The sequence below is a fragment of the Burkholderia sp. A9 genome, from assembly GCF_000801975.1.
Genome location: NZ_JSZN01000002.1, coordinates 26236 through 45672, shown reverse-complemented (window position 1 = coordinate 45672; position 19437 = coordinate 26236). Strand labels below are relative to the sequence as shown.

Annotated in this window: 20 protein-coding genes; 14 read left to right on the top strand and 6 right to left on the bottom strand. The window is 66.5% G+C overall.

The genetic code is table 11. From position 1 onward, the window contains the following. Window positions 1-165: 165 nt before the first annotated feature. Window positions 166-1011, bottom strand: a complete 846-nt coding sequence (locus PI86_RS00595) for a tetratricopeptide repeat protein (RefSeq protein WP_039317565.1) — start codon at window positions 1009-1011, stop codon at window positions 166-168. A 14-nt stretch (window positions 1012-1025) separates the two neighbouring features. Further along, complete coding sequence (locus PI86_RS00590; protein ID WP_039317563.1) at window positions 1026-3092, bottom strand: bifunctional 2',3'-cyclic-nucleotide 2'-phosphodiesterase/3'-nucleotidase; 2067 nt, start codon at window positions 3090-3092, stop codon at window positions 1026-1028. Between the two features lie 309 nt (window positions 3093-3401). Between PI86_RS00590 and PI86_RS00585 the strand changes: the two genes are divergently transcribed. The 10 genes from PI86_RS00585 (at window position 3402) to PI86_RS00540 (ending at window position 12514) form a co-directional block, all read left to right on the top strand. Next, the gene (locus tag PI86_RS00585) at window positions 3402-4526 is read left to right on the top strand and encodes an MlaE family ABC transporter permease (protein WP_039317561.1); all 1125 of its coding nucleotides are present in this window, start codon (window positions 3402-3404) and stop codon (window positions 4524-4526) included. Beyond that, window positions 4523-5467, top strand: a complete 945-nt coding sequence (locus PI86_RS00580; protein WP_039317558.1) for an ABC transporter ATP-binding protein — start codon at window positions 4523-4525, stop codon at window positions 5465-5467. Before PI86_RS00585 ends, PI86_RS00580 begins: the two co-directional genes overlap by 4 nt. 28 nt (window positions 5468-5495) lie before the next feature. Further along, on the top strand, window positions 5496-6425 hold the full coding sequence (locus PI86_RS00575; RefSeq protein WP_039317555.1) for an MlaD family protein: 930 nt from the start codon (window positions 5496-5498) through the stop codon (window positions 6423-6425). An 89-nt stretch (window positions 6426-6514) separates the two neighbouring features. Next, window positions 6515-7138, top strand: a complete 624-nt coding sequence (locus tag PI86_RS00570) for an ABC-type transport auxiliary lipoprotein family protein (RefSeq protein ID WP_014895913.1) — start codon at window positions 6515-6517, stop codon at window positions 7136-7138. A 19-nt stretch (window positions 7139-7157) separates the two neighbouring features. Then, complete coding sequence (locus PI86_RS00565; RefSeq protein ID WP_039317552.1) at window positions 7158-8309, top strand: VanZ family protein; 1152 nt, start codon at window positions 7158-7160, stop codon at window positions 8307-8309. Between the two features lie 147 nt (window positions 8310-8456). After that, a complete protein-coding gene (locus tag PI86_RS00560; RefSeq protein ID WP_011694422.1) occupies window positions 8457-8774 on the top strand; it encodes a (2Fe-2S) ferredoxin domain-containing protein in 318 nt (105 codons plus the stop codon). Window positions 8775-8787: 13 nt separating this feature from the next. Continuing rightward, window positions 8788-9432, top strand: coding sequence for an alpha/beta hydrolase (locus tag PI86_RS00555; RefSeq protein WP_014895915.1), 645 nt, complete (start codon window positions 8788-8790; stop codon window positions 9430-9432). A gap of 483 nt (window positions 9433-9915) precedes the next feature. Further along, complete coding sequence (locus PI86_RS00550) at window positions 9916-11229, top strand: D-alanyl-D-alanine carboxypeptidase family protein (RefSeq protein ID WP_014895916.1); 1314 nt, start codon at window positions 9916-9918, stop codon at window positions 11227-11229. 50 nt (window positions 11230-11279) lie between these two features. Continuing rightward, on the top strand, window positions 11280-12206 hold the full coding sequence (locus PI86_RS00545; RefSeq protein ID WP_039317545.1) for a D-amino acid aminotransferase: 927 nt from the start codon (window positions 11280-11282) through the stop codon (window positions 12204-12206). Then, window positions 12206-12514, top strand: a complete 309-nt coding sequence (locus tag PI86_RS00540) for an HP0495 family protein (RefSeq protein WP_011353335.1) — start codon at window positions 12206-12208, stop codon at window positions 12512-12514. The genes PI86_RS00545 and PI86_RS00540 overlap by 1 nt, the downstream gene beginning before the upstream one ends. 35 nt (window positions 12515-12549) lie before the next feature. Here PI86_RS00540 and PI86_RS00535 read toward each other — a convergent pair whose 3' ends face one another. Beyond that, window positions 12550-13521, bottom strand: a complete 972-nt coding sequence (locus tag PI86_RS00535; protein ID WP_039317535.1) for a transcriptional regulator GcvA — start codon at window positions 13519-13521, stop codon at window positions 12550-12552. 102 nt (window positions 13522-13623) lie between these two features. Here PI86_RS00535 and PI86_RS00530 point away from each other — a divergent pair, with 102 nt between their 5' ends. The 3 genes from PI86_RS00530 to lipA all read left to right on the top strand — a co-directional run bounded on the left by PI86_RS00530 (window position 13624) and on the right by lipA (window position 15771). Further along, window positions 13624-13950: a DUF2917 domain-containing protein gene (locus tag PI86_RS00530; protein ID WP_014895919.1), complete on the top strand. Its 327-nt coding sequence runs from the start codon at window positions 13624-13626 to the stop codon at window positions 13948-13950. 83 nt (window positions 13951-14033) lie between these two features. Next, entirely contained in the window at window positions 14034-14789 is a 756-nt protein-coding gene (lipB, locus tag PI86_RS00525; RefSeq protein WP_014895920.1) for a lipoyl(octanoyl) transferase LipB, read from the top strand. Further along, window positions 14782-15771, top strand: a complete 990-nt coding sequence (gene lipA, locus PI86_RS00520; protein ID WP_014895921.1) for a lipoyl synthase — start codon at window positions 14782-14784, stop codon at window positions 15769-15771. The genes lipB and lipA overlap by 8 nt, the downstream gene beginning before the upstream one ends. A 135-nt stretch (window positions 15772-15906) precedes the next feature. Here the strand turns inward: lipA and PI86_RS00515 are convergent, their stop codons facing one another. The 3 genes from PI86_RS00515 to PI86_RS15750 are packed head-to-tail and all read right to left on the bottom strand — an operon-like array spanning window position 15907 to window position 18050. Continuing rightward, a complete protein-coding gene (locus PI86_RS00515; protein ID WP_039317531.1) occupies window positions 15907-16575 on the bottom strand; it encodes a hypothetical protein in 669 nt (222 codons plus the stop codon). A gap of 12 nt (window positions 16576-16587) precedes the next feature. Continuing rightward, on the bottom strand, window positions 16588-17502 hold the full coding sequence (locus tag PI86_RS00510) for a membrane protein (protein WP_039317528.1): 915 nt from the start codon (window positions 17500-17502) through the stop codon (window positions 16588-16590). Beyond that, on the bottom strand, window positions 17499-18050 hold the full coding sequence (locus PI86_RS15750) for a PAAR domain-containing protein (RefSeq protein ID WP_152608011.1): 552 nt from the start codon (window positions 18048-18050) through the stop codon (window positions 17499-17501). The genes PI86_RS00510 and PI86_RS15750 overlap by 4 nt, the downstream gene beginning before the upstream one ends. A 370-nt stretch (window positions 18051-18420) precedes the next feature. Here PI86_RS15750 and tauA point away from each other — a divergent pair, with 370 nt between their 5' ends. Beyond that, window positions 18421-19437 (top strand): taurine ABC transporter substrate-binding protein, encoded by a 1017-nt coding sequence (gene tauA, locus PI86_RS00505; RefSeq protein ID WP_039317525.1) that lies wholly within the window; start codon window positions 18421-18423, stop codon window positions 19435-19437.

Below are 19437 nucleotides of genomic sequence, written 5' to 3'. Positions count from 1 at the left end.
GGGAGGCGGCGGCGCCGGCACGGCACCCGGCCTTCACACCGATATGTGGACGCCGCGAGATCGAATCCGCTGCGAAGCAGTCGATGCGCGGGGCGTCGCATCATGGGCGTCAGGCCGTCGCTGTTGCGCCGGGTCGCGTTTGGAGCGGCGCGTGCCGAACCACCCTCACGGCGCCACCACCGGATGCTTCAACGCATGCGCGGTCTCGATCCACTGCGCGTGGAACTCATCCGCGTCGGGCTTGAGCCCCAGCTCGCCGTTGCGATACGCCATCGCGAGCGTCTGCACTGCTTCCGGCAACTCGTGTTCCGCCGCGCGGCGATACAGCGCGAGCGCACGCGCTTCGTCGCGCGGCACGCCGCTGCCGTCGCGGTACGCGTTCGCGAGCATGAAGTCCGCGGCCGGGATGTCCGCGCGCGACGCGAGCCCGAACCAGTGCGCGGCCTGCACCGGGTCGGCTGCGGTGCCGTAGCCACTCCGATAGATCAGCCCGAGGTAATACGCAGCGGCCGGATCGCCCTGTCCGGCCGCTTCGCCGAGCAGTGCACGGGCGCGTGTGTAGTCTTTCGGGATGTCGCTGCTGCCGAGCAGCATCGCCTTGCCGAGCGCGAGCTGCGCGCGCCGCGCAGCCGGCGCGTCGGCCTTGCTGTCCGCCGTCGCGGCTGTTTCCAGCCAGCCGCGCCCTTCGTCGCGCAGCCCCGGCTCGCGCGCATCGACGAGCGCGATGCCGAGCGCCGCCTGCGCGTCGCCCGAACCGCGGCGTGCGAGGGTCCGCAACTGCGCGAGCGCGTGCGGCTCGACGGCTTGCGTGACCATCGCCTGCCACTCGTCGAGCTGCGCGGCGCTCGGCGCGGGGCCGGCGGCGCGCCAGCCGGTCGCGGCGACCACGGCCGCGACGGTCACGGCCGCCGCCGCGAGCAGCGCGGCCGGCGGGAGTTTCGCGCGCAGCAGGCGCCGCGCGGCCGCGGCGAAGCCGGCTTCGGCCGGCCGCATCGTCCGGATCGGTTGCATCGCGGGTCTCATGGTCATTGCGTGAGGTCGATCTCGTAGGTGGCGAGGTTCTTGCCCGAGCCGTCGTCTGCCGCGACCTGCGTGAGGCCGGTCAGGCCGGCCGCCGCCGCGTCGCCGAGGCGATTCGGCGCCGACGCGAACTGCACGTGCGCGACCGAACTCGCGAGCTTCGTAAAGCGCCAGCTGCGCTGCGCACCGTCCGCCGTGCGCGTGATCGCGCCGCGCTTCTTGATGAACGCGATCAGCACGTCGCGGTTCGCATCGGGCGACGCGAAGATCGTCTTGCTGCCGTCGAGTCCCGGGAAGTTGCCGCCGCCGCTCGCGCGGTAGTTGTTGGTCGCGACGATGAACTGCGCGTTCGGGTCGATCGGCGCGCCCTTGTACGTCAGGTTCTTGATCCGGCTGCCGACCGGCTGCGTGACGTCGATCTCGTACGCGAGATCCGCGGACGTGAACATGTCGAAGTTGTAGCCGGGGAAGCTGCTGACGAGCGGCTGCACGGTCGCCTTGGTCGGGTCGATCGTGTTGAAGCGCTTCGCGGCCGTCTCGAGCCAGTTCTTCACGTCGGTGCCGCTCACCTTCACCGCGTACACGGTGTTCGGATACAGGTACAGGTCGGCCGCGTTGTTGATCGCGAGCGCGCCCGGCGCGACGTCGGTGTAGTCGGTGCCGCCGCCGAAGCCGCTCTTGAACGGCGCGCTGACCGACAGCACCGGCAGCGCCGCGTATTGCGGCAGGTTCGCCTGCACGTAGCTCCGCACGTAGTCGGCCTGCGCCTCGTTGACGATCTGGATTGCACCCGGATCGCCGACGTCCGCGAAGTACGAGTTCATCCGGTAGTCGGTCGCGCCGATCGGCGTCTTCACGTAGTCGATCGTCGCCTGGTGCTCGGCGGCGATCGCGGCGGAGACCGACGGATCGGCTGCGACGTAGCTCTTGTCGGCGTTCTGGATCGGCCGCGCCTCGACGGTCGTCTGCGACTTGTCGACGCTCCAGGCTTTGCCGTCGAACTTCAGGCCGAGCTTGATCACGCCGAGGTGCTTGCCCCAGTAGTTGGCCATCACGGTCGGCACGCCGTTGACGGTGCCCTTCGCCTTGTCGACACCCGGCAGGTTGAACTGCGCCACGGTGCTGTTCGCGTCCGGGAACACCTGGTGCGAGTGGCCGATCAGCATCGCGTCGATGCCGGGCACCTTCGACAGCCACCAGCTGCCGTTTTCCATGGTCGGCGAGTACGCGGCATTGTCGAGGCCGCCGTGCGAGATCGCGACGACGAGGTCGGCGCCCTTCGCGCGCATCTCCGGAATGTACTTCTCGGCCGCTTCCTTCAGGCCGGTCGTGTAGACCTTGCCGTCGAGCCAGCGCTTGTCCCAGCTCATGATCGCGGGCGGCGTGAAGCCGATGATGCCGATCTTCACCGGCGCGCTGACGGTCTCGCCGTCGGGCGTGACGGCCGTCACCGTGCGGGTCAGGATCGTGTACGGCGTGAACAGCGGCGCGTTGGTCTTCGCGCTGATCACGTTCGCGAGCACCTGCGGGAAGTTCGGGCCCGCGCACTTCTTCTGCTGCGCGGGGGCCGGCAGCCCGTCGACGTCGAACGTGTTGCCGGTCACTTGCGACAGGTACGGCAGCCCGTAGTTGAACTCATGGTTGCCGATCCCGCCGCCGTCGAACTTCGCGGCGTTCATCACCTTGTAGATCGCGAGCGTGCGGTCGCAGCCGATCGGGTTCACGAGCGCCTGGTAGTCCGACAGCGCGGTGCCCTGGATCGTGTCGCCGTTGTCGAGCAGCAGCGTGTTCGGGTACTGCGCGCGCGCCTTCGCGATCAGCGTCGACACGCGTTCGAAACCGAGCGAATTGTCGGCGGCGAGCTTGAAATAGTCATACGACAGCACGTTGGTGTGCAGGTCGGTCGTCTCGAGCAGCGCGAGCGTGGCCGTCGTGCCGGCGGGGGCCTGGGCCTGCGTCTGCGACGACGGCGCGGTGACGTCGTCGCCGCCGCAGCCGGCGAGGGCGAAGGCGAGGCTGGCGAGCGCGGCGGCGCTCGGCACGCGGCGACGGGAAAGCGGGGGGAGACGCATCGATTGTCCTGTTCGGTGTTCTGTTCTATGAGTCGCGAGGTGCGCAACGAGATGGCGGCGCGGGCGCCGACGGCCTGATGTGCGGCGCGTGAGAGTATCGAAAGGAAACATGACGGAAGAATGAAAGGTCGCGGGTCGGGCAATCGGCCGGCCCCGGCGGCGAGCGTTGCGTCGCCAGGGCCCGGCGCCCCCGGCTAGGCGCCCCCAGCTGGGCGCCCCCAGCTAGGCGCCCCCACGGAAATCCTCACGTCGCGGCGCCGGGCGGTTCGCTACAATGGCCGCTGTCATCCTTTTGCAAACAACCCGCCCTTGGACTTTGAGACTCCTCCCGGCCTGTCGGTCGACGCCGGCGGCCAGGGTCAGACGGTGCGCCTGTATGGCCAATGGACTGCGCTCGCGCTCGCGCGCAACCGCGGCGTGGTTGCGCGTCGCGTTGCGGGCATCGCGTCCGGACGCGTGAGCGAGTGGGACCTGTCCGGCATCGAGCGGCTCGACCACGTCGGCGGCCAGGCGCTGTGGCGCGTATGGGGCCGCAAGCTGCCGGCCGGCGTCGAGCTGACCGCCACCCAGCGCACGATCTTCGAGCGCATCGAACGCCTCGACAGCCAGCGCGAGGCGCCCGAGCGCGTCGTGCGCTACGGTCCCGTCACGCGTCTCGGCCAGGCGATCTTCGCGTTCGGCGAACACCTGCAGGGCGGCATCGCGATGTTCGGCCTCGTGGTCCTCGACGCGGTGTCGGTGCTGCGCCGCCCGCAGACGATGCCGTGGAAGGAAACCTCGGCGAACATCTACAGCGCCGGCGCGCAGGCGCTGCCGATCACCGCGCTGGTCGCGTTCCTGATCGGCATCGTGCTCAGCTACCTGTCCGCGCAGCAACTGCAGATGTTCGGCGCGAACCGCTACATCGTGAACATCCTCGGGCTGTCGGTGATCCGCGAGCTCGGCCCCGTGCTGTCGGCGATCCTCGTCGCGGGCCGCTCCGGTTCGGCGATCACCGCGCAGATCGGCGTGATGCGCGTGACCGAGGAGCTCGACGCGATGCGCGTGATGGGCATCCCGCACGGGCTGCGGCTGATCCTGCCGCGCGTGTTCGCGCTCGGCGTCGCGATGCCGCTCCTCGTGATGTGGACCAATATCATTGCGTTGACGGGCGGCGCGCTCGCCGCGAAGATGGTCCTCGGGATCGACGTCAGCTATTTCGTGCGTTCGCTGCCGGGCGTCGTGCCGATCGCGAACCTGTACATCGGCGTCGGCAAGGGTGTCGTGTTCGGCATGCTGATCGCGCTGGTCGCGTGCCATTTCGGTTTCCGGATCAAGGCGAACTCGCAGAGCCTCGGCGAAGGGACGACGACGTCGGTCGTCACGTCGATCACGGTCGTGATCCTCGCCGACGCGGTGTTCGCGATCCTGTTCCAGAACGTGGGGCTCGGATGAACGCGTCGAACCAATCGCCGGCCGCTGCCGCGCCGGCCGCTGCCGCGACCGCACATGCCGCTGCAGTCGGCGCCGGATCGGCCGGCATGCCGCGTGGCGCCGCCGCGCACGGCGACGACCTCGTGATCGAGGTCCACAACCTGACGAAGCGCTACGGGCGCAACATCGTTCACCAGAAGCTCGATTTCGACGTGCGACGCGGCGAGATCGTGTCGATCGTCGGCGGCTCCGGCTCGGGCAAGACGACGCTCGTGCGGCAGATCCTCGGCCTCGAGCGGCCGACGTCGGGCACGATCAAGGTGTTCGGCGAAGATACCTCGAAGATCGACGACGCGAGCGCGCGGATGATGCGCACGCGCTCGGGGATGCTGTTCCAGCAGGGGGCGCTGTTCTCGTCGATGACGGTGTTCGACAACGTCGCGCAGCCGCTGCGCGAGCTCGGCCGCGTGCCCCCCGACCTGCTGCACGACATCGTGATGCTGAAGCTCGAGATGGTCGGGCTGCCGTGCAAGCACGCGTCGAAGATGCCGGCCGCGCTGTCGGGCGGGATGGTCAAGCGGGTCGGCATCGCGCGCGCGATCGCGCTCGAGCCCGAGCTGCTGTTCCTCGACGAGCCGACGGCCGGCCTCGACCCGCAGGCGTCCGACGAATTCGTCGAGTTGATCGCGACGCTGCACCGCACACTGGGGCTGACCGTCGTGATGGTGACGCACGATCTCGACACGATGGTCGCGCTGTCGACGCGGGTCGCGGTGCTGGCCGACCGCAAGGTGCTGGTGGCCGCGCCGGTCGAGGAGGCCGCGAACGTCGACCATCCGTTCATCCACGAATATTTCCTGGGGCTGCGCGGGCGCCGCGCACTGCAGGCGCTGCCGCCCGAGCGGCGTGCGAAGCTGCCGAAGGCGGCCCTCGAGCCGGCGCCGTCGAGCGTCGAGTTGTAAGCGAAGGCAAGAAGCAAGGAACCCGCGAATGGAAAACAAATCACATGCGTTCTGGGCCGGCCTGTTCACGATCGCGTTGACGCTGGCGATCGCGGGCACCGTGTTCTGGTTCAACGTCGACCGCACCGTGCGCGTGCCGTACGACCTGCTCGCGCGTACCAACGTGACGGGCCTGTTTCCCGATGCGGCCGTGCGCTTTCGCGGCCTCGACGTCGGCAAGGTCCAGTCGATCGGCTTCGACCGTACGCACCCCGGCCAGATCCGGATCCGGATTCTCGTCGACCACGACGCGCCGATCACGCAGTCGACCTACGGCAGCCTCGGCTTCCAGGGCGTGACGGGCATCGCGTTCGTACAGCTCGAGGATACGGGCCGCGACCTGGCGCCGCTGCCGTCGTCGCCGAAGGCGATCGCGCAGATCCCGATGCGGCCGAGCCTGTTCGACCAGATCCAGGAGCGCGGCGACGAGCTGCTGCGGCAGCTCGAGCAGGCGGCGAAAAGCGCGAACCAGCTGATGTCGCCGGAGATGCGCGAGCAACTGCGCGCGACGGCCGAAAGCCTGCAGCACGCGGCGGACGGCGCGGCGACGCTGTCGAAGCAGCTGGCGCCGGCGGTTGCCGCGCTGCCGGAGACGATGCACCAGGTCGATCGCGCGATGGCGTCGGCGAACACGCTGCTGCAGCCGAACGGGCCGCTCGTGTCGAACCTGAACAAGGCGGGCTCGGCCGCGGAGCAGGTCGGCGTCGCGCTGAACGACCTGAACTCGCGGGTCCAGTACGACACGCTGCCGCGCTTCAACTCGCTGGCGGGTAGCGTCGGCGATGCGTCGCGGCAATTGAAGGACGTCGCTGGTGAACTCGGCCGCAATCCGAGCAGTCTGTTGTTCGGCTCGCCCGGCGCCGCGCCCGGGCCCGGCGAAGCGGGCTTCGTCTGGCCGGGTGCGTCGGCCGGGAAATGAAGCGCATCGCAAGCCCGTCGATCGTCCGGCCCGGCGCGAGGCCGGGCAATGACGCCATCGAAACCGGAACCATCATGCAGGAACACGCCATGCCACGAATCCTTGATCGCGCGCTGCGTCCGGCTGCGGCCGCGCTCGCCGTGCTGACGCTCGCGCTCGCCGCCGGCTGCGCCGGCCACAGCGCGGCGCTGTCGAACGTCCGCTACGACCTCGGGCCGGCCGCGTCGGTCGTGACGGCCGGCACGGGCCCCGCGCTGAAGGTGCTCGACGTCGCCGCGCCCGACGCACTCGACTCGGACAAGTTCGTCTACCGCCTCGCGTATGCGGATGCGCAGCGCATGGCCGTCTATCGCGACAGCCGCTGGACCGCGCCGCCCGCGCAACTGCTCACGCAGCGGCTGCGCGGCGCGCTGTCGTCGCGCGGCGCGGTGCTCGAAGGCTCCGACGGCGTGCGCGCGCCGACGCTCAAGGTCGACCTGAACGAATTCGAGCAGGTGTTCGACGGCCAGTCGCAGAGTCACGGCGCGGTCACCGCCCGCGCGACGCTGATGCAGGACGGCAAGGTGCTCGGCCAGCGCACGTTCGTCGCGCGCGCGCCGTCGAGCACGCCCGATGCGGCCGGCGGCGCGCGTGCGCTCGCGGCTGCGAGCGACGAGCTCGTGTCGCAGATCGCCGCGTGGGTTGGCGTGCAGGCGTACGCGGGCAACCCGTGACGCGCGACGCGCAGCCGCGATGAACCCGCCGGGCACGCCGCGCGCGTCGTCGCTGGCGCGACAGGCGTTCGCCGCGTACGCGGCGCTCATCGTCTATGCGTCGCTGTATCCGTTCGAAGGCTGGGTGTCGCTCGGCATCGGGCCGTTCGACTACCTGTTCGCGCCGATGCAGCGCTATGTGACCGCATTCGACGTGGTCACCAACGTGCTCGGCTACCTGCCGTTCGGCGCACTCGGCGTGCTCGCGCTGCACCCGCGCTGGCGCGGCGTCGCCGCGACGCTGATCGTCGGCTGCCTCGGTGTGCTGCTGTCGGGATCGATGGAGGCGCTGCAGACCTACCTGCCGACGCGCGTCGCGTCGAATCTCGACCTCGCGGCCAACGCGCTCGGCGCACTGGTCGGTGCCGCGCTCGCGGCGCCGGCCACCGGCGCGCTGCTCGACCGCGGCGCACTGCGCCGGTTGCGCTTCGCGTGGTTCGAAACCGACGGGGCCACACCGCTGCTGCTCGCCGCGCTGTGGCCGTTCGCGATCCTGTTCCCGTCGCCATTCCTGTTCGGCATCGGCGACTGGCCGGCCGCACTGTGGGAGCGCACCGACGGCTCGATGCAGGACGCGCTGCTCGCGTGGCTGCCGGCCGCGTGGCGCGTGAGCGAATGGCCCGAGCGGGTCGATGGCTGGCTGTCCGACTCCGCGTGGGAAGCCGCGCTCGGCGGGCTGATGCTGTTCGCCGCGCTGGCGATCGCGTCGCTGGCGATGCGCGAGTCTGCGCCGCGCGTGCGGCTCCTGATCGGGTTGGTCGCCGCGACGCTCGCGCTGAAGTCGGCCGCGACCTTCATGCAGTCGACCACCGGTCTCGTCGTCGTGTGGGCGACGCCCGGCACGCGGCTCGGCATCGAGCTCGGCTTCGCGGCGGCGCTGGTTGCGCTGCACGTGCCGGCCACCTGGCGTGCCATGCTCGCGGCCGTCGCGCTGCTGGCCGGCGTGGCGCTCGTCAACCTGCTGCCCGTCAACCCGTTCTTCGACTTCACGCTGTCGGGCTGGCGGCAGGGCCGCTACGTGCATTTCAACAGCATCGCGCGCTGGCTCGCGTGGATCTGGCCCTACGCGGCGCTGATCTGGCTCGGCCAGCGCGTCGAGCACGCGTGGCTGCCGGCCGCGCTGCGGCGCTGACGCGGCGGTCGGGGCAGGGCGGCCACGGCGCGATCGCGGGCAGCGGCGCGCGCCGGTCGTTATAATCGACCGCACCATCCGTCGCACCGCGCGCCGGCAATCGCCCCTCTTTCCGCCCGGCACCGCGCCGGGCCGCTCGTCACCATCATGGATTCCTACTACCAGCACCACGTCTTCTTCTGCCTGAACCAGCGCGAACCGGGCGCCGAGCGTCCGAGCTGCGCGCAATGCGACGCGCAGACCATGCAGGAATACGCGAAAAAGCGCGTGAAGGAACTCGGCCTCGCGGGGCCGGGCAAGGTCCGCATCAACAAGGCCGGCTGCCTCGATCGCTGCGAGGAAGGGCCCGTGATGGTCGTGTATCCGGAAGGCACGTGGTACACGTACGTCGATCAGGCCGACATCGACGAGATCGTCGAATCGCACCTGCGCGACGGCAAGGTCGTTGACCGCCTGAAGATCTGAGCGGGCCGGCCGAATGAACGTTAATACGCAGAAGTCGCTGATCGCCGGCCCGGTCGGGCAGATCGAAATCGCGGTCGACCTGCCGGACGCCGTGCGCGAAGGCAGCGCCGCGCCGCGCGGCATCGCGCTCGTTGCGCATCCGCATCCGCTGTTCGGCGGCACGATGGACAACAAGGTCGCGCAAACCCTTGCGCGCACGCTGGTCCAGCTCAACTACGTGGTGTACCGGTCGAACTTTCGCGGCGTCGGCGCGACCGAAGGCGTGCACGACAACGGCATCGGCGAGGCCGACGACCTGCTCGCGGTGCTCGCGCAGATGCGCGCGCAGCCCGCGTATGCGGACCTGCCGCTGGTGCTCGCGGGCTTCTCGTTCGGCACCTTCGTGCTGTCGCATGTCGCGAAGCGGCTGCGCGACGCGGGCGAGACGATCGAGCGGATGGTGTTCGTCGGCACGGCCGCGAGCCGCTGGCAGGTCGCGGACGTGCCCGAGAACACGCTCGTGATCCATGGCGAAACCGACGACACGGTGCCGATCGCATCGGTCTACGACTGGGCGCGGCCGCAGGAACTGCCGGTCGTCGTGATCCCCGGCGCCGAGCACTTCTTCCATCGCAAGCTGCACGTGCTGAAGCGCATCATCGTCGACGCGTGGCGTTGAGACGCTGAGCCCGCCGCGCGGCGCCGGAGCCGCACGACTGCGAGGTCGCCGCTCGCGCGACATCGCGTCGCACCGTGCCGGACACGGTCGCACCTGCCGCCGCCGCGCGGCGCAACCCGACTTGCACGGTGCCTGCGCACGCCTTTCGCGCGGCTTCGAGCGCGCTCTCCCGTCACTCACCCGCGCTATCCTCTCGAAGCCGGTGTGCGGCCACCCGGCGCGCGGTTCGCGAAAACGCCTTTCGCGGCCACGTATAATGGCCGCATTTCGCGTCGCCCGCGGCCCGGCTGGGCCCATGCGGCGCTCGTTTCGCCGCCTGTCCGCCCGCTCGCGACGGCCGCGAACCGAACGCGTCCGCACGAGTCCAACCGGCGCGTTTCGCGCCGTCCGACGCTGTCGGACGCATGCCCGGAACGCCCGCCGCCTTGCCGTTCAACCCTGCGCGTTTCGCGCTGCACTTTCTGCCATCAGCCTGAATCGATCATGCGTCTGTCTCCCCAAGGCCTCAAGTCCCTCGCTTCCTCCATCGCCTTCGGCACCGCCGCGCGCAACGTCGCGTTGGGCGTGATGCTGCCTGTCGCGCTCGCGTCGACGATCGTCGTCGCGGAAGCGAAGCCGGCCGCCAAGGCCAAGGCCGCGCATGCCGCGCCGGCCGCCGCCGAGCAGTTCACCGGCGCGCCCGCGACCTTCATGCCGGGCGCGGTGCCGCCGCCGGGCGTGAACGCGCACTCGTGGGTGCTCGTCGATGCGACGAGCAACACGGTGCTCGCGTCGGGCAACGCTGACGAACGCGTCGAGCCCGCCTCGCTGACGAAGCTGATGACGGCCTACCTGGTGTTCGAGGCGCTCGACAAGAAGAAGATCTCGATGGAGCAGATCGTCACGCCGAGCGCAGCCGTGCGCCGCGTCGGCACCGACGAGTCGCGGATGTTCATCGAGGCGGACAAGCCGGTGTCGGTACACGACCTCGTGTACGGGATGATCATCCAGTCGGGCAACGACGCCGCGATCGCGCTGGCCGAACTGGTCGGCGGCAGCGAAGGGCAGTTCGTCACGCTGATGAACGACGAGGCGCAGCGCCTCGGCATGAAGGGCACGCACTTCGCCGACGTGAACGGCATGCCCGACCCGAACCACTACACGACGGCCGGCGACCTCGCGAAGCTGTCCGCACACCTGGTCCGCGATTTTCCGCAGTACTACAGCATCTTCTCGGAGAAGGAATTCAAGTACAACAACATCCGCCAGGGCAACCGCAACCGGCTGCTTTGGCTGGATCCGACGGTCGACGGCCTGAAGACGGGCCATACGCAGGCGGCGGGCTACTGCCTGATCGCGTCGGCCAAGCGCGCGATCCCGGGTGTCGATGGCCAGCGTCGCCTCGTGTCGGTGATGATGGGCGAGCAGAAGGAAGGCGAGCGCACGCAGGACAGCATGAAGATGCTGAACTACGGCTATAGCGCGTTCGACGCGGTGCGCCTGTTCAAGGGCGGCCAGGCGATGTCGACGCCGCGCATCTACAAGGGCAAGGAAAACACCGTGCAGGTCGGCGTGAAGGGCGACCAGTGGGTGACCGTGCCGCGCGGCCTCGGCGAGAAGGTCAAGCCGCAAGTCGAAGTCAACGCGCCGCTGATCGCACCGCTCGCGGAAGGCCAGCAGGTCGGCACCGTGAAGATCGTCGCCGACGGCAAGACGCTGTCGGAGTTCCCGGTCGTCGCCCTGCAGGCCGTGCCTGAAGCGGGTATCTTCGGGCGTATCTGGGACTCGATCCTGCTGATGTTCAGCAAGAAGAAGTAAGCGCGACGGGCCCTTTTTTTTTTGCGACTTCATCCCCATCTGGTATTGCCATGAGCCAAGCCGAATTCGAACCGATCGTCTACCTCAGCGTGTCAGCGCAGGAGGAACTGGTGCCGCTGTCGGAAGCCCGGGTCCCGGTGCTCGACCGCGGGTTCATCTTCGGCGATGGCGTGTATGAAGTCGTTCCCGTCTATGCACACGACGGCGCGCACGTGCCGTTCCGGATCGAACAGCATCTGGAGCGGCTCGCGCGCAGCCTGAAGAAGATCGGCATCGACAATCCGCATGACGCGGCCGGCTGGCGCGAGTTGATCGAGCGCATGGTCGCCGCGAATGCCGAAGGTCTCGGCGACGGCAATGCGCTCGTCTACCTGCAGGTGACGCGCGGCGTCGCGAAGCGCGGCCACGCGTTCCCGGCCAACGTGGTGCCGACGGTGTTCGTGATGACGAGCCCGCTGCGCCTGCCGTCGGACGAGGAGCGCGCGAAGGGCGTGTGCTGCGTGACGGCCGAGGATCGGCGCTGGCTGCATTGCGACATCAAGTCGATCTCGCTGCTCGGCAATGTGCTGATGGCGCAGCATGCGGCCGAACGCAACGCGTTCGAGACGATTCAGCTGCGCGACGACAACGTGACCGAAGGCTCGTCGTCGAACGTGTGGATCGTGAAGAACGGCGAGCTGATGGCGCCGCCGCGCAGCAACAAGATCCTCGAAGGGATCCGCTACGCGCTGGTCGAGCAGCTGGCCGACGAATGCGGGATTCCGTTCGTGGCGCGCGAGATCAGCGAGGTCGAGCTGCGTTCGGCGGACGAAATCATGATCACGTCGGCCACGAAGGAAATCCTGCCCGTCACGTTGCTCGACGATCTGCCCGTGCAGGGCGGCAAGCCGGGCCCCGTGTTCGCGGCGTTGTACGACGCGTACCAGCGCGCGAAAGCGCGCGAATTTGAACAGTTTGACCTAACCCGGAGAAAATGATGAGCGAACCGACCAAAACCATCGAGGTCACCGGCGCGATCGATACCCGGAAGGAGTCGCTGCTGGAGTTTCCATGCGATTTCCCGATCAAGATCATGGGCAAGGCGCATCCGGAATTCAAGGACACGATCTTCAAGGTCGTCGCTGTCCATGACAACGAGATCGACGTCGAGAAGATCGAAGAGCGCGCATCGAGCGGCGGCAACTACACCGGCCTCACGATCACCGTGCGCGCGACGAGCCAGGAACAGCTCGACAACATCTACCGTGCACTGACCGGCCATCCGATGGTCAAGGTCGTACTGTAGGGCCTGTTCCCGCTAATAACGGGCTTGCGCCGGCCCTACGCCTTCCATCCTCCTTCCTGCGCGCACTCGGCGGGGGTCTTCCCCGCCGCGCGCCGCGCGTCCAGCTCGTCGCACAGCAGCATGTACTCGGCGACTTCCTGAAGCAGCCAGGTCCTGAACGCCTGCACGCGCGGCGTGTTCAGGAGCGGCGGCGGACACACGAAGAAGTAGTGCCACGGGCTTTGCCCGTCGATGTCGAACAGGCGCACGAGGCGCCCGTCGAGCAGGTCATGCACCGCGAGCGAGCGGCGCACGAGCGCGATGCCCTGGCCGTCGATCGCGGCCAGCAGCAGGTTCGACGAATCCTGGTACAGAATCCCCCGTTTCGGCTCGGTCAGCGTATCGAGCCCGGCCGCGTCGAACCACGGCCGCCACAGCTCGTCGTCCGAGCGCAGCAGGTTGTAGTGCGCGAGATCGGCGGGCGTCTGCGGCAGCTTGCCGCCGTTCAGCGTCGGCGAACAGGCCGGAAAGAACACCTCCTCGAACAGCGGCTCGACGTGCAGCCCCGGATAGCTGCCGGAGCCGAAGCGGATCGCGAGGTCGACGTCGTCGCGCGCGAAATCGGTGAGCGAGTTGGTCGACTGCAGCTCGACGTCGATTTCCGGATGCCGCTCGATGAACGTGCCGATGCGCGGCGTGATGAAGCGCGCGGCGAACGACGACAGCATCGACACCACCAGCCGCCGGCCGCGGTCGCTTGCGCGCACCTCGCGCGTCGCGTCGGCGATCACCATCAGCGCGCCGCGGACCTGCTGCGCGTAGCGCATGCCGGCGTCGGTCAGGCACAAGCGCTTGCCGTTACGGGTGAACAGCTGCACGCCGAGCTCCTCCTCGAGTGCGCGCACCTGGTGGCTGACCGCGCCGTGCGTGACGTACAGCTCGTCGGCGGCGCGCGAGAAATTCTCGTGACGGGCGGCGGCTTCGAACGCGCGAATCGCGTTCAGTGCAGGCAGCTGGCGGAGGTCCATTTGCTAATTTTCCTCACATCGACGTGAAAATTGGTCGTTTAGTCGGGCGCCTTTAAGTGACTACGATTGTAGCCATCGAAGCATTTATTGGCGGAGTCGATCATGCAAGAAATTTCTTCAAGCATCACGTTCGAAATCCCCGCGGGCGAAACCGTGCCGATGAAGGTGCAACGCAGCACGCGCCTGACGGTGCAATGCGGGCCGGTCTGGGCGACGCGCAGCAACGACGTCGAAGACTACTTCCTGGTCGACGGCGAGACGCTCCGGCTGCGCCGCGGCGAGCGGCTGTGGCTCAGCGCGGAAAGCGGGCAGGGCGCGCACGTCGCATTCTCGGTGTCGCGACCGGCCCGGGAAGTCGCGCTCACCGGGCTCGCGCGGCTGCGCAACCGCCTGAATGCGCTGCTCCACGACGGCTGGCGCACCGTCTGACCGAGCTTTCCTCCGACGGAACCTTGTGATCCGTCCCTTTCCAAGGCCGGCGAGACCCATGGGTTTTCGGTAAACTACCGCCCATGTCCGTCTCGCCGGTTGCCATCGTGTCCACGCCTGTCGCTGTTTCCGAATCGCCCGCCGGGTCCCCGGTTCATCCGGTCGTGCCGGTCACCGTGCGCTGGCGGGGCAGCGAAGCCTACGAGACGAGCTTCGCCGCGATGCGCGCGTTCACCGACACGCGCACGACCGACACCGGCGACGAAATCTGGCTCGTCGAGCATCCGCCCGTGTACACGCTCGGCCAGGCCGGCGACCCGGCCCACCTGCTGGTGGCCGACAGCGGCGTGCCGCTCGTGAAGGTCGACCGTGGCGGACAAATCACCTACCACGGCCCCGGCCAGATCGTCGCCTACCTGCTGCTGGACCTGCGCCGGCGCAAGCTGATGGTGCGCACGCTCGTGACGAAGATCGAGGAGGCCGTGATCGAAACCCTTGCGGCGTATAATCTCGCTTCGGTCCGCAAGGCGGGCGCGCCGGGAATCTACGTGGCATCCGGCGTGCACGAAGGCGCGAAAATCGCGGCCCTCGGCCTGAAGATCCGCAACGGCTGCAGCTATCACGGACTGAGCCTGAACGTGAAGATGGATCTGCGCCCGTTTCTTGCGATCAACCCGTGCGGCTATGCCGGACTGGAAACCGTCGACATGGCAAGCCTCGAGGTTGCCGCCGACTGGAACGACGTCGCCCACACGCTGGTGGGTCGTCTGATCGCCAACCTCGACGGCGAATCCGCGGCCGCCGACAAGCCGCAGGCACTGGAACATTCGAATGACTGACGTTACCGCTTCCCCCGCACCGGCCGATTCGGCCGCGACTGCCTACGATCCGACCGCCAAGCAGAAGGCGCAGGCGAAGACGGCGCGCATCCCGATCAAGGTCGTTCCGATCGAGAAGCTGAAGAAGCCGGAGTGGATCCGCGTGAAGGCGGCCACCGGCAGCTCGCGCTTCAACGAGATCAAGACGATCCTGCGCGAGCACAACCTGCACACGGTGTGCGAGGAAGCGAGCTGCCCGAACATCGGCGAATGCTTCGGCAAGGGCACCGCGACGTTCATGATCATGGGCGACAAGTGCACGCGCCGCTGCCCGTTCTGCGACGTCGGCCACGGCCGTCCCGATCCGCTCGACGCGGATGAACCGAAGAACCTGGCGCGCACGATCGCCGCGCTCAAGCTCAAGTACGTGGTGATCACGAGCGTCGACCGCGACGACCTGCGCGACGGCGGTGCCGCCCACTTCGTCGAGTGCATCCGCGAGACGCGCGCGCAGTCGCCGGAAACGCGCATCGAGATCCTGACGCCGGACTTCCGCGGCCGTCTCGACCGCGCGATCTCGATCCTGAACGCTGCACCGCCCGACGTGATGAACCACAACCTCGAAACGGTGCCGCGCCTGTACAAGGAAGCGCGCCCGGGTTCGGACTACGCGCACTCGCTGAAGCTGCTGAAGGACTTCAAGGCGCAGCATCCGGACGTCGCGACGAAGTCGGGCCTGATGGTCGGCCTCGGCGAAACCGAGGAGGAGATCCTGCAGGTGATGCGCGACCTGCGCGCGCACGACGTCGACATGCTGACGATCGGCCAGTACCTGCAGCCGTCCGAGCACCACCTGCCGGTGCGTGCGTACGTGCATCCGGATACGTTCAAGATGTACGAGGAAGAAGCGTACAAGATGGGCTTCACGCACGCGGCCGTTGGCGCGATGGTGCGTTCGAGCTATCACGCCGATCTGCAGGCGCATGGGGCCGGGGTGGTTTGATTGCTCGCTGACGCTCGATGCATAAAAGAACCCGCTACGCGGGTTTTTTTATGCAGTTCTTCGTCTCGATGTACTGACGAAGTGAAGCAACGGCTTCTAACGCAAGCGCGATTTCGTCAGCGCTTCCACGGGTTTTTAGTCCTCAAGCTTGCGAAACCGGGCATCGCGCATTCTGATACTCTCGACCCACAGTTCCCAATCCTCGGCTGAGATATAAGCGCCAGTCTCTTTCCTGCCTTCTTCCAGAAAGCTCGTCTGTTCATCCAGGCTCAGGCTTTCCCAGAACGAGTCCCATACATAGTTCAGCCAGTAGTGAGGATCACCCTGACTGATATGCAGAATCGGTCCAAACTCATACAACGTGATCCACGGAGGGGCGGGGTGGAAGCCTTGCTCCGAGAGCTTGGCAATCAGTTCAACATCGTTGGAGAGCAAGCGCACGTCGCGCTCTGAAAACCTCCATGTGGCGGAGATGATGGTACTCAGCGACTGCCCGTCGACTTCGCGCATGAAGTGAAAATACGCAACCTCTTCTCGGCCTTGCCGCACCAGATTGAGCAAAGTCGGAAACTGACTGGGCTGAACGTGATGAACCAGCCCCAAAGCATTGATACCTGCATCGCCTTGATATATCGGCTTGGGATAGGTAGGAAGTTGCTGCCTTTTTAGGTCGAGCGAACCGGAAGCGAAAATAGTTTGCAATGCACCGAGTGGCTTTCCAAAGGCATCTTCCAGACTCTTCAGACTTTCCCGTTCCGCTCGCTTCGTTTGCAACTCTTCAACCTTGCGCCTGAAGAAAGACACATCTCCTCCTCATCATTTATCTGGAATCTGATCGGCAATCATCGAGCCGCCGAAATAGCCGATAGCACCAAAGAGGATGCCACCGATGGCGCCGGTTATTACGGTGCCAGGCCCAAGTTCAACACCGACCAGCGCGCCCGCTGTAGCACCTACTCTGGCGCCAGCAACGGCGCCGGCCCAACTACCTGCCCATCCCCCAGCCTGGCGAATCAGTTCCTTTTCCAGAGGACGAATGGACTTTAGACGAACCGATTCATTGGATGCAACCGAGAGGTCATAGCCTGTAAAAGCGAGCCCGACAACCCGCACAACACGAGCATATTTGACGATGCCTAGGCTGATAGCCAAGCCACGCTGCGAGAACACGGCTTCACCAGGCACTATGGGCCGTGGCTGAACCAGAACCTCCTTGTCCATGGCCAGGACTTTTTGCTTGATATGTTCCGCCCACCGCCTGTCGTTTGAGCGAGCCTTGGCAGCGTACTTATCGATGGCTTGAACAATCTCATCGGTTGTCACGAGCTTCGCACCTGCTCGCTTGGCTTTGGCGATGTCGACATACACGGTCTTGCCCGCCATTCTCCCCGTGCCTTCAGGATAGATGCTACTGGTAGAGGCATAGGAAGTTAGCTTGTCGTATTCCAGCACGTGGTCAACGACACTGCCTGGAGCTTTGGGACCGCCCTTGCTCCACAGACCATATTTTTCTGGATAGACTTCGCGCATCTCACCAAGTGGCGAGAGTTCAAGTTGCTTGAGATATGGATTGTCGATCGTGCTGTACGTGCGACGGACCAGCATGCCATCCTTGCCGACTTCTTCAACTGTAACAAAGAAGAAAATGCGAGCAGGCATGTGATGCCCGAGCACATCATACTTGGAGTCAGCGGTAGTGTTTGTCGTTGTTCGATAGACGAAGTTGCTCATTGTTCCCACCGCTCCAGAGCTTGCAGACCTACTGCAATGTCCAGCTTTGACACATCCTTCGTGTAGACACGAGGACAGTAACCTTGGGAATCCGTCAGCCCCTTATAGACCGCCCCGGCTGACGTGCGAATGTGATATGGGGAACTGCAAACAGGTTGATTGTTACCGTCGAGCACGCGCACGCGCTCATCGCAGTTGCCTCGATACTCTTCCGTCAGAGATTGCCCGGAAGGTCCGTATCCCATCTCGGCGAGGTTGTGAGACTCGAAGCTATGAAAGCTATCGGTTTGGGAGGCGATCATCACGGGAGGAGGATGGCATTTGCAAAGGCACAAGTCGCCATCAAGAGCCTGTTCTTTGCCCATCATATGATCGGGCCAACGAGGACCTTGAGCCGCGATGACACCCGTGGACTCGCACGCGTTACAAACGACTTGAGCGCCAACAAAAGTCAGAGCTGTGCCGTGATGCGTGCAACTGTCTACCCCCTCGATGACGATGCCACCCGTAGTTGACTTGTCACCTACCTTGAGCAAGTACCGTTTCATGCTCATCATCCGTTTTTCGCAACAGACAAAGAAATATCATCGTGGTATTGGGCGCAGCAATTAGACGGGTACTAAAAACCCTGTAATCCGAATTTTTATGAAGTATCGTGGTTTCGATCGATTTTTCATCCCGGATATGCTGAGCGTGCGACGTCTCGCAAGTTTGCTACGGTCTCGTATCGACTAACGTGCGGCAACGGCCCGCCCCCGCACGACAATCGCCACCCGACCGGACGCCTGATCCGGTTCAGCGTGGAAAGCAAAGCTGAAACGGCATCGATAGCTTCGCAGGATAAGTTCGCTCCCGCCGCGCGCAAAGCTCGTAAAGTCGGCTCTCCCGCAGCAATGCCCGCATTCGAAGGAGAGCCGCATGTCCCGTTTCCGCTTTATCCGCCGCGCCGTCGTCGCGTTGACTGCTTTTGCCGCGCTCGGCGCGGCGCACGCCGAATCGCGCGAGGTCGTGATCGCGTACCAGGACATGGTCGTGCCGTGGCGCTATGCGCAGGCGAGCGGTGAAGTCGAAAAGGCGACCGGCTACAAGGTCACGTTCCGCAAGCTCGACAGCGGCGCCGACGTGATCCGCGCGCTCGCATCGGGCTCCGTGCAGCTCGGCGAGGCCGGCTCCAGCCCGATCGCGGCTGGCCTGTCGCAGGGGCTCGACATCTCGCTGTTCTGGGTGCTCGACAACATCAACGACGCCGAGGCGCTCGTCGCGCGCAACGGCTCGGGCGTGACCAGCGTCGCCGCGCTGAAGGGCAAGAAGATCGGCGTGCCGTTCGTGTCGACGTCGCACTTCCATACGCTCGTCGCGCTGCAGGCCGCGGGCATCAGTCCGAACGACGTGAAGATCGTCAACCTGCGCCCGCCCGAGGTCGCGGCCGCCTGGACGCGCGGCGACATCGACGCGACCTACATCTGGGACCCGGTGCTCGCGAAGGTCAAGCAGTCGGGCACCGTGCTGACGACGTCGGGCCGGGTCGCGCAGGAAAGCGGCAAGGCGACCTTCGACGGCTTCGTCGTGAATCGCAAGTTCGCGCGCGAGAACCCCGAGTTCGTCGCGCGCTTCGTGACGGTGCTCGCGGCCGCCGACGCCGATTACCGCACGCACGCAGCCGCGTGGAAGCTCGGCTCGCCGCAGGTCGCGGCGGTCGCGAAAGTGTCGGGAGCGAATGCGCCGGACGTGCCGGCGAGCCTCGCGCTCTACGCATTCCCGACGCCGGCCGAGCAGGCGTCGCGGACCTGGCTCGGCGGCGGTGCGCAATCGGGTGCCGCGAAGTCGCTCGCGGCCACCGCCGCGTTCCTCAAATCGCAGGGCACGATCCAGACGGTGCTCGCCGACTATTCGGTCGGCGTCGATCCGCAGTTCGTGCAGAAGGCCGCGCGCTGA

Bases quoted from the DNA above. Each gene is read 5' to 3' on its own strand.
- lipA (WP_014895921.1), top strand. From the start codon at position 14,782: ATGACTGACGTTACCGCTTCCCCCGCACCGGCCGATTCGGCCGCGACT.
- PI86_RS00570 (WP_014895913.1), top strand. From the start codon at position 6,515: ATGCCACGAATCCTTGATCGCGCGCTGCGTCCGGCTGCGGCCGCGCTC.
- PI86_RS00545 (WP_039317545.1), top strand. From the start codon at position 11,280: ATGAGCCAAGCCGAATTCGAACCGATCGTCTACCTCAGCGTGTCAGCG.
- PI86_RS00510 (WP_039317528.1), bottom strand. From the start codon at position 17,502: ATGAGCAACTTCGTCTATCGAACAACGACAAACACTACCGCTGACTCC.
- PI86_RS00535 (WP_039317535.1), bottom strand. From the start codon at position 13,521: ATGGACCTCCGCCAGCTGCCTGCACTGAACGCGATTCGCGCGTTCGAA.
- PI86_RS00565 (WP_039317552.1), top strand. From the start codon at position 7,158: ATGAACCCGCCGGGCACGCCGCGCGCGTCGTCGCTGGCGCGACAGGCG.
- PI86_RS00590 (WP_039317563.1), bottom strand. From the start codon at position 3,092: ATGCGTCTCCCCCCGCTTTCCCGTCGCCGCGTGCCGAGCGCCGCCGCG.
- lipB (WP_014895920.1), top strand. From the start codon at position 14,034: ATGTCCGTCTCGCCGGTTGCCATCGTGTCCACGCCTGTCGCTGTTTCC.
- PI86_RS00575 (WP_039317555.1), top strand. From the start codon at position 5,496: ATGGAAAACAAATCACATGCGTTCTGGGCCGGCCTGTTCACGATCGCG.
- tauA (WP_039317525.1), top strand. From the start codon at position 18,421: ATGTCCCGTTTCCGCTTTATCCGCCGCGCCGTCGTCGCGTTGACTGCT.
- PI86_RS00555 (WP_014895915.1), top strand. From the start codon at position 8,788: ATGAACGTTAATACGCAGAAGTCGCTGATCGCCGGCCCGGTCGGGCAG.
- PI86_RS00540 (WP_011353335.1), top strand. From the start codon at position 12,206: ATGAGCGAACCGACCAAAACCATCGAGGTCACCGGCGCGATCGATACC.
- PI86_RS15750 (WP_152608011.1), bottom strand. From the start codon at position 18,050: ATGAAACGGTACTTGCTCAAGGTAGGTGACAAGTCAACTACGGGTGGC.
- PI86_RS00560 (WP_011694422.1), top strand. From the start codon at position 8,457: ATGGATTCCTACTACCAGCACCACGTCTTCTTCTGCCTGAACCAGCGC.
- PI86_RS00595 (WP_039317565.1), bottom strand. From the start codon at position 1,011: ATGCAACCGATCCGGACGATGCGGCCGGCCGAAGCCGGCTTCGCCGCG.
- PI86_RS00550 (WP_014895916.1), top strand. From the start codon at position 9,916: ATGCGTCTGTCTCCCCAAGGCCTCAAGTCCCTCGCTTCCTCCATCGCC.
- PI86_RS00530 (WP_014895919.1), top strand. From the start codon at position 13,624: ATGCAAGAAATTTCTTCAAGCATCACGTTCGAAATCCCCGCGGGCGAA.
- PI86_RS00580 (WP_039317558.1), top strand. From the start codon at position 4,523: ATGAACGCGTCGAACCAATCGCCGGCCGCTGCCGCGCCGGCCGCTGCC.